Annotated in this window: 14 protein-coding genes; 10 read left to right on the plus strand and 4 right to left on the minus strand. The window is 42.3% G+C overall.

What is annotated here, in order from left to right:
- Positions 1-22: 22 nt before the first annotated feature.
- The 5 genes from HMPREF0240_RS06230 (at position 23) to HMPREF0240_RS06250 (ending at position 5,452) form a co-directional block, all read left to right on the plus strand.
- Positions 23-2,821 (plus strand): transporter substrate-binding domain-containing protein, encoded by a 2,799-nt coding sequence (locus tag HMPREF0240_RS06230; RefSeq protein ID WP_009002593.1) that lies wholly within the window; start codon positions 23-25, stop codon positions 2,819-2,821.
- A 119-nt stretch (positions 2,822-2,940) separates the two neighbouring features.
- Complete coding sequence (locus HMPREF0240_RS06235; RefSeq protein WP_009002594.1) at positions 2,941-3,918, plus strand: aldo/keto reductase; 978 nt, start codon at positions 2,941-2,943, stop codon at positions 3,916-3,918.
- 16 nt (positions 3,919-3,934) lie between these two features.
- Positions 3,935-4,267: a carboxymuconolactone decarboxylase family protein gene (locus tag HMPREF0240_RS06240; protein WP_009002595.1), complete on the plus strand. Its 333-nt coding sequence runs from the start codon at positions 3,935-3,937 to the stop codon at positions 4,265-4,267.
- Positions 4,260-4,745 (plus strand): flavodoxin, encoded by a 486-nt coding sequence (locus HMPREF0240_RS06245; RefSeq protein WP_009002596.1) that lies wholly within the window; start codon positions 4,260-4,262, stop codon positions 4,743-4,745. The genes HMPREF0240_RS06240 and HMPREF0240_RS06245 overlap by 8 nt, the downstream gene beginning before the upstream one ends.
- Positions 4,746-4,924: 179 nt before the next feature.
- The gene (locus HMPREF0240_RS06250) at positions 4,925-5,452 is read left to right on the plus strand and encodes a dihydrofolate reductase family protein (protein WP_009002597.1); all 528 of its coding nucleotides are present in this window, start codon (positions 4,925-4,927) and stop codon (positions 5,450-5,452) included.
- 16 nt (positions 5,453-5,468) lie between these two features.
- Here HMPREF0240_RS06250 and HMPREF0240_RS06255 read toward each other — a convergent pair whose 3' ends face one another.
- On the minus strand, positions 5,469-7,256 hold the full coding sequence (locus HMPREF0240_RS06255; RefSeq protein WP_009002598.1) for a glycerophosphodiester phosphodiesterase family protein: 1,788 nt from the start codon (positions 7,254-7,256) through the stop codon (positions 5,469-5,471).
- A gap of 383 nt (positions 7,257-7,639) precedes the next feature.
- On the opposite strand from HMPREF0240_RS06255, the gene HMPREF0240_RS06260 reads away from it, so the two are divergent.
- The gene (locus HMPREF0240_RS06260; protein ID WP_009002599.1) at positions 7,640-8,236 is read left to right on the plus strand and encodes a nitroreductase family protein; all 597 of its coding nucleotides are present in this window, start codon (positions 7,640-7,642) and stop codon (positions 8,234-8,236) included.
- Positions 8,237-8,601: 365 nt separating this feature from the next.
- Here the strand turns inward: HMPREF0240_RS06260 and HMPREF0240_RS06265 are convergent, their stop codons facing one another.
- Together HMPREF0240_RS06265 and HMPREF0240_RS24595 are read right to left on the minus strand one after the other, a co-directional pair.
- On the minus strand, positions 8,602-8,829 hold the full coding sequence (locus HMPREF0240_RS06265; RefSeq protein ID WP_035312592.1) for a hypothetical protein: 228 nt from the start codon (positions 8,827-8,829) through the stop codon (positions 8,602-8,604).
- 340 nt (positions 8,830-9,169) lie between these two features.
- Complete coding sequence (locus tag HMPREF0240_RS24595; protein ID WP_198137763.1) at positions 9,170-9,334, minus strand: DUF6774 domain-containing protein; 165 nt, start codon at positions 9,332-9,334, stop codon at positions 9,170-9,172.
- A 122-nt stretch (positions 9,335-9,456) separates the two neighbouring features.
- On the opposite strand from HMPREF0240_RS24595, the gene HMPREF0240_RS06270 reads away from it, so the two are divergent.
- Entirely contained in the window at positions 9,457-9,684 is a 228-nt protein-coding gene (locus tag HMPREF0240_RS06270) for a flavodoxin family protein (RefSeq protein WP_035312593.1), read from the plus strand.
- A gap of 87 nt (positions 9,685-9,771) precedes the next feature.
- Here the strand turns inward: HMPREF0240_RS06270 and HMPREF0240_RS06275 are convergent, their stop codons facing one another.
- Positions 9,772-10,680 (minus strand): AraC family transcriptional regulator, encoded by a 909-nt coding sequence (locus tag HMPREF0240_RS06275; RefSeq protein ID WP_009002601.1) that lies wholly within the window; start codon positions 10,678-10,680, stop codon positions 9,772-9,774.
- A gap of 188 nt (positions 10,681-10,868) precedes the next feature.
- Here HMPREF0240_RS06275 and HMPREF0240_RS06280 point away from each other — a divergent pair, with 188 nt between their 5' ends.
- From HMPREF0240_RS06280 to HMPREF0240_RS06290, 3 genes are all read left to right on the plus strand, one after another.
- A complete protein-coding gene (locus HMPREF0240_RS06280; RefSeq protein WP_009002602.1) occupies positions 10,869-11,882 on the plus strand; it encodes a uroporphyrinogen decarboxylase family protein in 1,014 nt (337 codons plus the stop codon).
- A gap of 273 nt (positions 11,883-12,155) precedes the next feature.
- The gene (locus HMPREF0240_RS06285; protein ID WP_009002603.1) at positions 12,156-12,977 is read left to right on the plus strand and encodes a DNA-formamidopyrimidine glycosylase family protein; all 822 of its coding nucleotides are present in this window, start codon (positions 12,156-12,158) and stop codon (positions 12,975-12,977) included.
- A gap of 42 nt (positions 12,978-13,019) precedes the next feature.
- Entirely contained in the window at positions 13,020-13,763 is a 744-nt protein-coding gene (locus tag HMPREF0240_RS06290) for a MerR family transcriptional regulator (RefSeq protein ID WP_009002604.1), read from the plus strand.
- Positions 13,764-13,779 lie beyond the last annotated feature (16 nt).

Consider the following 13,779-nt stretch of genomic DNA (forward strand, 5'->3'; position numbering starts at 1 on the left):
AATAAAAGGAGGCAATCGGAACATGAATCTAATTAAGATCCGGCTGAAAAAAATAATATGTATGGCATTTGTGTGCCTGCTCTGCACTTCTATATGTACGCCTGTCTATGCTGCCTCACAGAGCAGAAGCGCCGCTCGCACGATCCGGGTTGCTTTTCCGCGGCAGGAAGGATTTGTGGAGATCAGTACCGACGGAAATTACAGCGGTTATACCTTTGAATATCTGGAAAAAGTTGCAGAGTATACAGGCTGGGAAATTGAATATATCACCTTTGATGAGATGGATCTCAATGAATCTATCCTCGCTGCTATGGATATGGTGGCCTCCGGTGAAGCAGATATCATCGGTGGGCTGCTGAAAAACGAAACGCTCACGGAAAGGTATGATTTCTGTGACAATAGTTATGGGCTTGTGTATACGACGCTGGCAGCACGGGAAAACAATACATCAGTATCCGAGGATAATTTCCGGCAGATATCTCCCCTGCGGGTGGCAGTATATGATAAAGCAAATACGCGTAATGCGGAATTAGAAGATTATCTGAAAAAAGAAGGGGTGGTCTATGAACTGGTTCCCTGTGCAAGCGTACAGGAGCAGATGGACGCTCTGGAAAACGGTACGGCGGATGTGGTGAACAACGTTTCTCTCAGTAATTATTCAGGAACAAAAATCATTGCGAGCTTTGCGGCAAGGCCCTACTATTTTGCTGCCACAAAGGGGAATACGGAGTTGGTTTCCGAATTGGATCAGGCTCTGTGCGATATTTCTTATGCATTTCCCTACTTTCAAAAGCAGCTGCAGTCAAAATATTTTGAGCAAGGTACTGGAGTCTTTGCACTTACAGGAGACCAGGTGAACATGCTGGCGGACAAGCAAACCCTTCAAGTCCTGTGTGTGGACGAATCAGCGCCCTTTGTGATGCAGGATGAGAAGGGACAGCCGTGCGGGGTGTTGGTTTCGCTGATGGATGCTTTTGCTAAAGAAACGGGAATTGCCATTCAGTATGACATCTATGACCGGTCGCTCCTTTTTACAGAGCAGTTGTCCAAAAAGGATTATGATTGCATTTTGGGCATTCCTGTTAACCAGAATTATGCGACAAAATATGGATTTATCCGTTCAATGCCGCTGGACACAGTAGATATGGTGACATTTTACCGGCCTGCACTGGGAAAGCCATTGAGCGAATGTACTATAGCCCTTGTGGAGGAATCAGACTATGCAAAAAACATGGAGTGCAAAGAAGTAATTTACGCGAGCACTGTAGAAGAATGTATCCGCCTGGTTAATGAGAAAAAAGCGGATCTCGGTTTTGATAACCGAGCTACTGTAGACTATTACATTTATGACATCTATGCCAATCTTGTCACAGATCTCCGAGCCGGTCATAGTGCTGATATCTGTGTGACAGTATCCGACAGGAGCGGAAATGAGCTGCTTGCAATCCTGAACAGCTATATAGGCAGTGTTGGGGAGGATGTGCTGGAGGAATACTATGCCGAGGCCAGTATACATAATCAGAAAAATACCGTTGAGCTGTTGGCCCGTTCCAACCCGCTGCTGTCAATGTCGCTTGTCAGCGTGTTTATCATCGCCCTATTTGCCGCGGTTTTGTTTGGAATTGCCAGCAGCCGGAAAAAGAAGCAGTATGCGTTGCTTGTAAAAGCAAATGCCGCAAAAAGTGATTTCTTATCGCGTATGAGCCATGATATGCGCACGCCGATGAACGCCATCATTGGCTTCGCACATATCGGTATTGAGAGCCATGATCCGGACGAGTCAGCTGAATGCCTTCAAAAAATCAAGGCATCCGGTCATTATCTTGAGGGACTGATCAACGATGTGCTGGATATGAGCAAAATTGAAGAAGGAAAACTGGAGCTTCACCCGGAGCCGTATTATTATACAGAATTCGAAGAAACGATTCGTACCATTCTCATGCAGAAGGCCCAGCAAAAGGGGGTTATGTTTGTGATGCGTAACTCGGTGAAAGTCCATAGTGCAGTGGCATTGGATAAGCTTCGAACCCAGCAGGTGTTTGTAAATCTGATCGGTAACGCCATTAAATTCACACCCAGGGGTGGCAGGGTTGAATTCTCGGTCACAGCGCAAGCAGCAGAACCGGATGGAACGCTTCCGCTCACCTTTATTGTCCGGGACAATGGTATCGGTATGTCTGAGGAGTTTCAAAAAAGCAAGTTGTTTCATTCCTTTGAGCAGGAGCATAATAGTGTCCTGCAAGTTGAGGCGGGAACAGGACTTGGCCTGTCCATCGCAAAGCAATTGGTGAACCAGATGGGAGGAAGCATTGAGTGTCAGAGTGAACTGGGAAAAGGGACTGCTTTTACAGTAAAGTTGTATCCGAAAGTGGTTCAGGGCCAAACAAACAAGACCAAACAGTCTGAGGAAATTTACGATATTCTTCGAGGAAGAAGAATTCTGTTGTGTGAGGATCATCCCATGAATGCTCAAATTGCCACATATCTCTTACATGAGCAGCATATGGAGGTCGTAGTTGCCGAAAATGGAAAATGTGGTGTGGAGTTTTTGCAAAATCACGAGCCAGGTTATTTTGACGCTATCTTAATGGATATTCAAATGCCCGTAATGGATGGCCTTGCAGCGACCAGTGCCATCCGGGCCATACCCAGACCGGATGCAGGAACAATCCCTATCATTGCCATGACTGCCAATGCTTACGATGACGATGTAAAGCGATGCATAGACGCTGGAATGAACGCACATTTGGCAAAACCAGTGGATCCTCAGAAACTGTATCAAACGTTGGCTGAGCAGATTGATAGTCATGAACCCATGTGAAGTTTGCGACGAAGTACGCTTAAAATCTCAAAAATCTCAAAAATCTCAAAAAAGTATTGACTTTGAGTTTACTCCAGGGACTATAGTGAATACAGAAAGTCAAAGGAGATGATATTTAAGTGAAGTATGAACAGTTAGGAAATTCCGGCATTGAGGTTTCAAAGCTCTGTGTTGGATGTATGAGTTTTGGTAAGCCGTCCGCAGATTTTCATGAATGGACATTAAATCAGTCGGAGACAGAGACCGTGGTTAAAAAAGCGTTAGATCTTGGCATTAATTTTTTCGATACAGCGAACACCTATTCCCACGGGACCAGCGAGGAGTATCTGGGCACCGCATTGAAGGCTAATGTTGCGAGAGACAAAGTGGTCATAGCAACCAAGGTATATTTCAATGAAGGAAATTTGTCAAAAGAAGCAATCACCAGAGAAATTGATGGTTCTCTGAAACGCCTCGGAACGGATTATGTGGATTTATATATTATTCACAGGTTTGACTATCAGACACCTATAGAAGAAACCATGCAGGCACTGGATGGTCTGGTTAAAGCGGGAAAAGTACGTGCACTGGGTGCTTCTGCCATGTTTGGCTATCAGTTTATGAATATGCAGCATACAGCGGATAAAAACGGCTGGACCAGATTTGTATCTATGCAGAACCATTATAATCTGCTGTATCGTGAGGATGAGCGAGAGATGATCCCGATCTGCAGGCAGGAGAATGTAGCCCTGACACCTTACAGTCCCCTGGCAGCAGGCAGGCTGTCCCGGTTAGAATGGAAGGCAGATACGAAGAGGAGCCAAACGGACAAAACGGCTGCCCAAAAATATGATGGTACGCAGGAAGCAGATATTCTGATTGTAAAAAGGGTTGCAGAACTGGCAGAAAAATACGGAGTTAAGATGTCCCAGATTGCGATTGCATGGCAGTTTGCGAAAGGAGTCACATCGCCGGTTATCGGGGCCACAAAGGCTGCATATTTTGACGATGCGGCTGGTGCACTGGATATCGAACTCACGGCTGCGGATACTGCCTATCTGGAAGAACTCTATCTTCCGCATAAAATTGTTGGTGCATTGCCGGCAGCGGATAAATAATTGAAGGAGGCATATTATGGAGAAACAGACAGCGGGAAGGGATGCTCTTGGTAAGATTGCCCCCAAATTTGCAGAATTAAATGATGATGTCCTGTTTGGTGAGGTATGGTCAAGGGAAGATAAACTGTCACTTCGGGACCGGTCGGTCATAACGGTAACGGCTCTTATGACAAAAGGAATTTTTGACAATTCCTTGCAATATCATTTGCAGAATGCAAAAAATCATGGTGTAATAAAAGAAGAGATGTCAGAAATCATAACACATCTGGCCTTCTATGTGGGATGGCCAAATGCGTGGGCAGCTTTTAACCTAATGAAAGAAGTTTATAAGGAGGAAGAAAATGAATAAGAAAAAACTGGCAGCATATTTTTCATGCAGTGGAGTTACGAAAGCCGCAGCAGAATCGCTTGCATCTGCAGCAGGCGCAGATCTTTTTGAAATCAGGCCGGAGACGCCCTATACAGATGCAGACTTAAACTGGAATGACAGTAAGGCACGCAGTACCATAGAGATGAATGATCCATCATCACGGCCCGCGATTGCAGAGATGATGCAAAATATGGATGAGTATGATATTGTTTTTATTGGATTTCCGATTTGGTGGTATGTTGCTCCTACCATCATCAACACCTTCCTCGAAAGCTATGACTTTTCCGGAAAGAAAATCATCTTGTTTGCAACATCCGGTGGAAGTGGATTTGGAAAAACCGTGGAGAAACTGAGAGTAAGCTGTCCGAATTCGACTGAAATAATCGAAGGAAAGCTCATGAATGGGAAATACACGACAAAAGATCTTGTCTCCTGGATTGAGAGCCTTGAGCTGTAAAAAAAGCCGGGGCAGCAGTGGCAGACAAGTCTCATCCGTATCACTTACATATGTACATGATGGTAATAGTCTAAAGCATACCCAAAGGGACTGCATTACGGGACCCTTTGGGTATACTTTTGCTTAAAAGAAGAAAAATAATCTACAGAATAAAAACGAATCACAGAAAGGGAACAAAAATGAGAAAAGTAATTTTATACATTGCCATGAGCCTTGACGGCTACATTGCAGACAAAGAAGGCGGTGTAGACTGGCTGAACGAGTATGGCGATATAGAGGAAAACGACAGCTATTCTATATTTCTGAAAGAAATTGATACTATCATCATGGGATATACCACTTACCATCAGATCGCGACAGAGCTGTCTCCGGATCAATGGGTGTATGAAGATTTAGATAGTTATGTGATTACGCATCATACAATTCCTTCCTCGCCTAAAATTAAGTTTGTAAATGAGAATCCCTGCAAGTTAGTAGAAGGGCTGACGAAAAAAGAGGGGAAAGATATCTGGATATGCGGCGGTGCAAACATTGTTGACCAGCTGATGCAGGGAGACATGATAGACAGATTTTATATTTCTGTAATTCCGACGATTCTGGGAGATGGCATCCGGCTTTTTGGAACGTTGGATTTTGAAAGGAAACTAAAGCTAATCCGTACCAGGGATTATGATGGGATAACAGAGATTGTATATGATCGTGGATAAACATCTGGCGGGGACGCTAAAAAAATGCATCAGCTAATGCCCCCTGGGAAAGCGGTTCACTGGTGGATTCGATATAATAATCCACCAGAAGCGGATTGTCTGTGATAATCCCGTCGACATGGTATCTCAGATTCTTATCAATTGCAGCCTCGGAATTTGCCGTCCATCCGTATACTTTTTTATTCTGCATTCTGATGGAGGAGGTGATATCTCTCGAAAGGGAGGTGGTTTCAACGCTGTATGCATCGATATAGTCAATGTCAAAGTTCCGGGAATAGAGCAGGGGGGTAATATATACGGTGTCTATCTTAGGCTCCGTTTTTTTGATATTTTCCAGAAGTTTGAGATCCATGGAAGCAATGGTGCACTGATTAATCATGCCGTATCTGTTAATCAATTCAAGAGTCTGGGTTTCAAGGCTGCTTCCCTGTCCGCGGCCCGTCAGTTTCAGTTCAATCATCAGATTGATTTTATTTTTTGCGATTTTCAGCATGTCTTCCAGTGTGGGAACCGGCTCTCCTGCGTAATCAGGGGAAAAGTAGAAGCCTGCATCATAGTCTTTTATCTCAGGATAGGTAACCTCCCATACATTTTTATTAACGCCGGTAGTACGCTTGAAATTGCTGTCATGCATGACAATCAGTGTGCCGTCTTTTAACTGCTGGACATCGATTTCCGCCGCATCAGCTCTGTCCTCTATGGCCTGGTTAAGAGCAGCCATTGTGTTTTCAGGAGCGAAAGTGGCTCCGGCACGGTGGGCAATGATCTGGGTAGAGGAACGGTCCGGATAAATAAAATTGCCGCCCAATTCTGTCTCACTAAAAAGCAGTAACAGTATCACGGTTCCGATGATGATGACCGTCCGTTTTACGATTGAGAAAAGGTTCTTTGGGGTTTTAATCGGGGCGGGCCGGGAATCTTCTCTGTAATTGTGAAAGAGAACGATGATAACAGAGAACAGCCAGATCGTTCCGATTGTACCGGCAGTGAGAAACAAGGGACTGCTCCAGCGTTTATATAGGAAGCGGAAAACGGCTTCTGCTTCTGTCGCGGGATAGAACAGCTTTGTATAAGCAGCGAGGCAAAGGACAGCCAGGACGATGATAATAAAAGTGCCGAGGAAAAAAGCTGCATAAGAAAACAGGATTTTGCCAATTGTGCCGGCTTTGCGGTTATTTATAAGTGATGTACCTTCTCTCCAGGAGCTTTTAACATTCTTTTTAAATAAAATAATAGACGGCAGAATGAAAAGATAAAGAAAAAATACATAATTCAATATGATCAGCAAAGCTGCATATACGATGAAAAACAGCCTGTTTTGTGTAATGAATCCCATAATGAATTCCGGTATTTTAATCCAGCCTAAGACATGCTGAGAAAATGTGGAAACTGCCAGAAGTACAGTAAGCATGAATCCCCAGAAAAACAACAGTGTTTTAATGTGCAGCAATCCACGGCAGTTACGCGCGGCATCTTTCACTAGCTGCCGGACGGTCAGTGACTCATGTTTCCAGCCTTTTTCGCAGTAAACGTACAGCGCGGAAATTTCAAAAAATGTAACGACCGTTATCAAAAGAAGAAGCAGAATCAGTAAAATAACTGAGAGCGGGGCTGTCAGGAGCTGACCTGCATTTTCAAAACTTAAATAAGAGATATTAGCTGTTTTTAAAGCATAATTCAGGATATCCTGGCTGAGTGAATAAACCAGGGAATAGCAGATTACTTTATAAAATAACTCAAACAACAGTAAAGTTGTCCAGTTGCTAAGGGAAGTTCCAACTGCTTGTTTAATGATTGCTTTCATAGTTTAGTACCTTTCTGTTTGCCTCGGCAGTAACATAGTTCTCATTTTCCTATCTATATGCTATCATTCCCATACTTATTTACTTTTAACTTTTTTCAAAATATTTCTTAGAATAAAATAAAGAAATTTCTTAGATTGGCGGGAAACAGGAAGAAAAGCTGGTATATACCGGTCTCTCAGGGGGAGTGGTTTCTTATGCTGGTATGTCGCAGACCTGTCACAGGAAAATACAATGATAGAGGCTCTGAGATATTTTTTGTGAAGATGAAACTCATGTTTGTGATCAGGTGTTTTTTGTAGTATATTGAAAGCATGGTAGAAGAAGGCAGCCATTTTTCCGTGAACGTATGAGTGGGATTCTGTTATGCTGTAGGGGGTAGAATATGAATATAGAAGCAATTCAAACCAGAAGAAGTATAAGAAAGTATAAACCAGAGGAAATTTCCAGGGAAGTGGTGCGGGAGATCATTGAGGCCGGTCGCCTGGCTCCTTCCGGGAAAAATAAGCAGCCATGGAAATTCATCGTTTATGGCGGCAGCAGCAAAAAAGAACTTTTGGATCAGATGGAGGCTGGGATCAGGCGTGAAAAAAGCGGGGAAGCTTTGTTGATAAAGTCTGCTTACGGCCTGCCGGATGCGGAAAACACGCTGCGCATTATGCGGGAAGCCCCGATACTAATTATAGTTTTGAACACAGCGGGTAAGTCGCCGTTTGAGAGTCTTACAGCAGACGAAAGATTTACTGAAATTGTAGACTCCATGTCTATAGGCGCTGCGATTGAAAACATGCTGCTGTGTGCGGAGGATCTGAAGCTTGGAAGCCTATGGATTGCAAATACATGTTTTGCCTATCCGGAACTGGTAAATCATATCGGGACAACTGCACAGTTAATGGGGGCTGTTGCGCTGGGAACCGCGGATGAGTCGCCCAGGCAGAGGCCCAGGAAGGCAATGGAAGAGATTGTAGAATACAGGCTTTAATGGTAACCACTTTCTTTACCAACACTGCATTTTTATAATGAATTGCTATCATGGTTAAAGAATATTAATGAAAGAAGGTATTATCATGGCAGATCATATTATAAAAGTAGATTCCGAAAAATGCATTGGCTGCGGCATGTGTGTCAAAGACTGCGGCCCATAATATTGAATTAAACGGAATTCAAGCAATTCATGATGTAGATGTTGAAATTTTATGAAAAATGAATTCTGAAGGATAAACTTTTTAAAGAACAGTTTAAAGATGGAACATGATGAGTTTATGAAAGAAAAAATTACAGATGTTACGGCAGACCCCAATATTAGGTGCTGACTGATATAGGGCTGCAGCTCTGTTCAGGCAGAAATTATTTGTAATAAAGTCTGAGCATGTTATTTGTATCTACAGTAAAACAATCTTTTTCATAGATTCTTATAACACCTGTTGGACCGCTCATAAAAACGCCTATTGGAAAATGAATAGAAAGCTCAAGCGGAAATAAAAGAAAATTACCGTGATTATCAGAATTAGAAAATCCTTTAAACAGTTTTGGTTCTTTTGAATCTGTTAATAATGAATAAAAACAATATTTCATATTAGTCAACCTCCTTTCAAGAAATATATGTTTAGTATACAGGATAAATGTGTCTTAGATATGTACAAATGAAAAAACAGGCACAGAGATGATGATATTTACTGAATTGTGTGACAAAATACACTCATATCAGATGGAACTGCCGTATTTTCTACTGCTTTCAAGGAAGTCATTCAGAGATTTCTTGATGCAGACGTTGGAATTGTTCAGATGCCTTGCCCGGAGCTTTGCTGTCTGGAGCTGGACAGGGGGAACGTACGGGGGGCGGACAGCCCGGTTGTAGTCGAAAACACAAGGAGCAGAAAAGAGATGCAATATGAAAAGCTGGCTGTCCTACAGATTAGTCATCGGCCTTACAGTTGGCTTCGTTCACCAGGATTGTTGCAAGGGTATCCCCAAGCTGTGAAAAAATCGCGGCAAGGAGCTCCAGCTCTTCTGAGGAACAGTTTTTTGAGAGAACACATGCAATTGATGATATATAAGTAACAAGTTCACAGGAATTCAAAGTAATCACCTCCCTGTATATAGTATGCCGCTATGTTTTCAGACGTGATAAATCACAATCATGTCTGCTGATAAGCGCAGATATCCGGGAAGAGTACAGTTTTTTGCAAAGGAGCAGCAACGATGAGCAAAATAGTAATTTTGACAGGCAGTATGAGAAAAGGCGGAAACACAGATTTGCTGGCAGGGGCATTTGCCGAGGGGGCGCAGGAACATCATGAGGTAGAAATAGTATCAGTTGCCGAGTATCAGGTTCATCCATGCATTGGCTGCAATTCCTGTTTTTCAAGAGAAGGCAGTCAATGTTTTCAGGAAGACGATATGCGGATGATCTATGGAAAATTGTCGTAGGCAGACGAGCTGGGCAGAGGCCTGGAAACGGAGGGGGGGTATCTGATAGATAAATGGAAGCCTCGTGATATCGCGAGGCTCTAAGATCTATGTTGATAATTCTAATAGCTGAACACAGTTATTATTCTTCAGGCTTTTACAGTATTCACTGGGATTTAATTTAGTATATCGTTTAAATTGATTAGAGAAATAATTTACATTACAAAAATTCAAAAAGTCAGATACCTGGGTTATATTGTAGGTGTCTAAGCATAGCAGTTCCTTTGCTTTTTCTATTTTGAGCTGAGTGTAATAATTCATCACAGAAGAAGTGGTATACTTTTTAAACATAGCTGATAAAGTGGACTTGGAACAGTGTAGTTTTTGACAGAGCGAGGACAGCGTCAGGGAAGAAAAAAGACATTGTTTCATTATCACTATCGCTTCGTCTACTAAAGGGGGATATCCCGTTTTTGGCACATGATGATCATGACAGAGAAGCGTATCCATAGAAATCAATAATTCTAATAAAAATGATTCCAGATTATTGATTAACAAGTGTTCTTGTTCCAGGCTATGGTCTGGTGATATAACCTGATAAATCATGTTCTGAGTGTCTATAACAGATGAAAATATCTCGCTGCAGTATTTAAGAGCATTAAAAAAATAACATTTAGCAGAATTCGTTAGAAAGATCGATTTGCCAGCCAGTCTATCGAGAGCATTCCCGTTGTAATAAAAGGCGCCGTTGCATATAGATGCTTTTATGTTCTTCATAGATTTATGCTGATGATATTCATTAGGTTTATGGAAATAAATATGGCCCTCTTCAAGTATGACAGTCTTAGTTTCAGTTATGATTTCTACACTGCCAATATCCGAATAAATAAACTCCCAATAATTATGCGTTTCGCCAAAAGATTTAAAATTAGGATTAAGATCGCAATAAAAAAGACTCACTATATTATCCAATTGAATTACTTTATTAAGCAATGACGGTTGAAATAATTTTTCCATGTTTACGTCCTTACCTTTCGTTTTGTTCTTCTCAATCTTAGCAATTTAATTTTACTTCTTTATAAAATATAACATAGTATGGAATATCTTACAAATATCATGTAAGAAATTGTATGTATTTTGATGCTAATATAAGGTATTATCTAATAAATCTTAACTATATATGAGTATTTAGCAGGAGGAGAAAAATGAACGGCAGGGAAAGAACGTTAAATTTTATGAATGGCGAAAAAGTAGATTATATTCCATTTCATCCATTAGTTATGCAGTATGCAGCCGAATATGCAGATATTCCATTTAGAGATTATTGCCTGGACTATAGGAAACAATGCAATGCAATGATAACGTTTGCAGAGGAATTCGGAGTTGACTGGTTTCATCCGTCAGGATTTGCGTACTGTGAGGCAGGTGCGTATGGAATGGAAATAGAGTTTCCGGAAAATGATTGCCCGTATCCCAAAAAGCACCTGATACTTGATTTTGAAAGAGATTATAAAAAGATTCGAAAATTGGATATAAAAAATAATGACGCGATGATGAACCGCGTAAGAGGAGTTAAGTATTATAAAGATACGGTTGGTGATGAGTACTTTATAGCTGGACATTTAGAAGGACCTTTAGCCGAATATACTGATTTAAGAGGAATATCTGAGGGACTGATAGATTTGCTTGATTATGAAGAAGAGTTGTCGGAGGTATTTCAAATTATCGTGGATAATTCTAAACGCTGGATTGACTTACAGGCAGACGCAGGAGCAGAATGCATCAGTATAGGTGATGCTATTTGTTCTCAAATAAGCGAATCCATGTATTTAGAACGTATTTTTCCATTTCATGTGCAATTAATTGAACATGCAAAAAAGGCTGGGGTGTATACTAAATTTCATATCTGTGGGGATTCTTCCAGGATCCTGCCGCATTTAATAGAGGCGGGAGCCAATATCTTAGATATAGATTCTTTGGTGAAAGATGTACCCTCACTGGTAAGGCGGTTAGGAAAAAATCAGGTTTTATGCGGGAATTTGGATCCGGTTTCCGTCTTAAGATTTGGTACGCCGCAGATGATTGAGGATGAAGTAAAGAAAATAATTGATGATACAAGGGGAAAATGTATGATCGGAGGTGGTTGTGAGATACCGAAAGGGACACCATCTGAAAACATGTATACATTTTTAGAAGCCGTTAAAAAATATTCTAATTAGAGGAACTATAGAAGAAAAAATGATTTACTTTAAAGAGGAGCAGCTGCCTGGAAAAACAGCTATAAGTTTAACCTTGGGAAAGGCCTGTCATGTATACTTAAACTGCCGGACTGTGTTATAATGGGGCATATACAGATATAGCAGTAAATGCATACTTTAATCTGCGGCTTAGCCGCAGACCCGCCCGAAGGGCATGAGTTACGGTGTGCCCTTGGGTATACTTTTTTTCCCGGAAAGGGCAGGTATCAGCAGTATGCGGAGGAGGAATAAGGTATGCTTGAATTACCAGAGGTATTAACGATTTCATCACAGCTGAGAGATGCTGTCTTGGGGAAAATCGTCAGGGAAGTTCTGCCCCCAGTGAAAGCACACAAATTCTGCTGGTTTAACGGAGATCCGGCAGAGTATAATGCTGCTCTGGAAGGGCGGAAGGTTGTGTCGTCAGAGGGATTCGGTATCTACGCCGAAATTATTTTTGAGGAGGGCTTAAGGCTCTGCTTTAATGACGGTGTGAATGTGCGGCTGCTTCCGCTGAAGAAGGTTCCGAAAAATTATCAGCTTCTGATTGTGCTGGACGATGACACGGCGCTGGTTTTCACAGTGGCAATGTACGGCGGTATTATTGTACACAGGGAGGACTACTGTAATGAATATTATGAGAAAAGCAGACAGGCCGTATCTCCGTTTTCACCGGAATTTGAGTTTCAGTTCCATAAAATGCTGGAGGAGTGCAAGCCCGGTATAAGCGTAAAAGCACTGCTCGCTGCAGATCAGCATTTTCCGGGAATCGGAAACGGCGTTCTGCAGGATATTCTGTTTGAGGCGCGGATCCATCCAAAGAGAAAACTGCAGACATTAAACGAGGAGGAGAAGAAGAGACTGTTGTGCTGCACCGTCGGTGTTCTGCAGGAAATTACGGAAAAAGGCGGCAGGGATACGGAGAAAGACCTGTTCGGCAATCCCGGGGGATATAAGACCAAGCTGTCAAAGAACACGTGGAAGGAACCATGTCCGGTCTGCGGCGGGGCAATTACAAAAGAGGCTTACATGGGCGGATCAGTCTACTATTGTCCGGTATGTCAGCCCCTGGCCTGATCACTGCAGATTTGTCATTGTTTTTATTAAAGGGGAGTACAGATGAGACATTATAAAACCTCTGAAGTTACAGCAATCATCGGCATTCATCCAAATACAGTGCGGCTGTATGAGGAATTAGAACTGATCCCAAAGCCAAAACGGCAGTCGAACGGGTACCGCATATTTACTGATTTTCATATCGCGCAATTCAGACTCGCACGCCTTGCTTTTCAAATAGAAGTACTGCAAAATGGACTGCGAAAGAAAATTATCCGGATGGTAAAAGTATCTGCCGCGGGTGATTTTGATACAGCTTCCGTACTTACGCATGAGTACTTAAAGCAGGTGCGGCAGGAGCGGGAAAATGCGGAAGAAGCGGTCACACTGGTACAGCAGATTTTATCAGACAATGCCAGCGGAATTACTCATTTTTTAAAGCGAAAAGAAGTATCGCAGTATCTTGATATAACGATGGACACATTGCGGAATTGGGAGATGAACGGCCTATTAAAAGTCCGGCGCAAGAAAAATGGTTATCGTGTTTATACGGATGACGATATACGGCGGCTTAAAATAATCCGCTCCCTGCGGTGCGCTAATTATTCGTTGGAGGCCATCCTGAATATGCTCAGTCTGTTGTCCGAAAATACTGATATTGACATCAGGGGAGCGCTCAACACACCGAAAGCGGATTCAGAGATTATTGCGGTGTGCGACAAACTGATGACATCGCTCACGGAGGCAGAGAATAATGCACTGAAAATACTCGATATGCTGCAGGAAATGAAAAAGCAATTTTTATAACCCTCCATTATGCCAC

Origin of the sequence: Clostridium sp. D5 (genome assembly GCF_000190355.1) — a bacterium.
GTDB lineage: Bacteria > Bacillota > Clostridia > Lachnospirales > Lachnospiraceae > Faecalicatena > Faecalicatena fissicatena_A.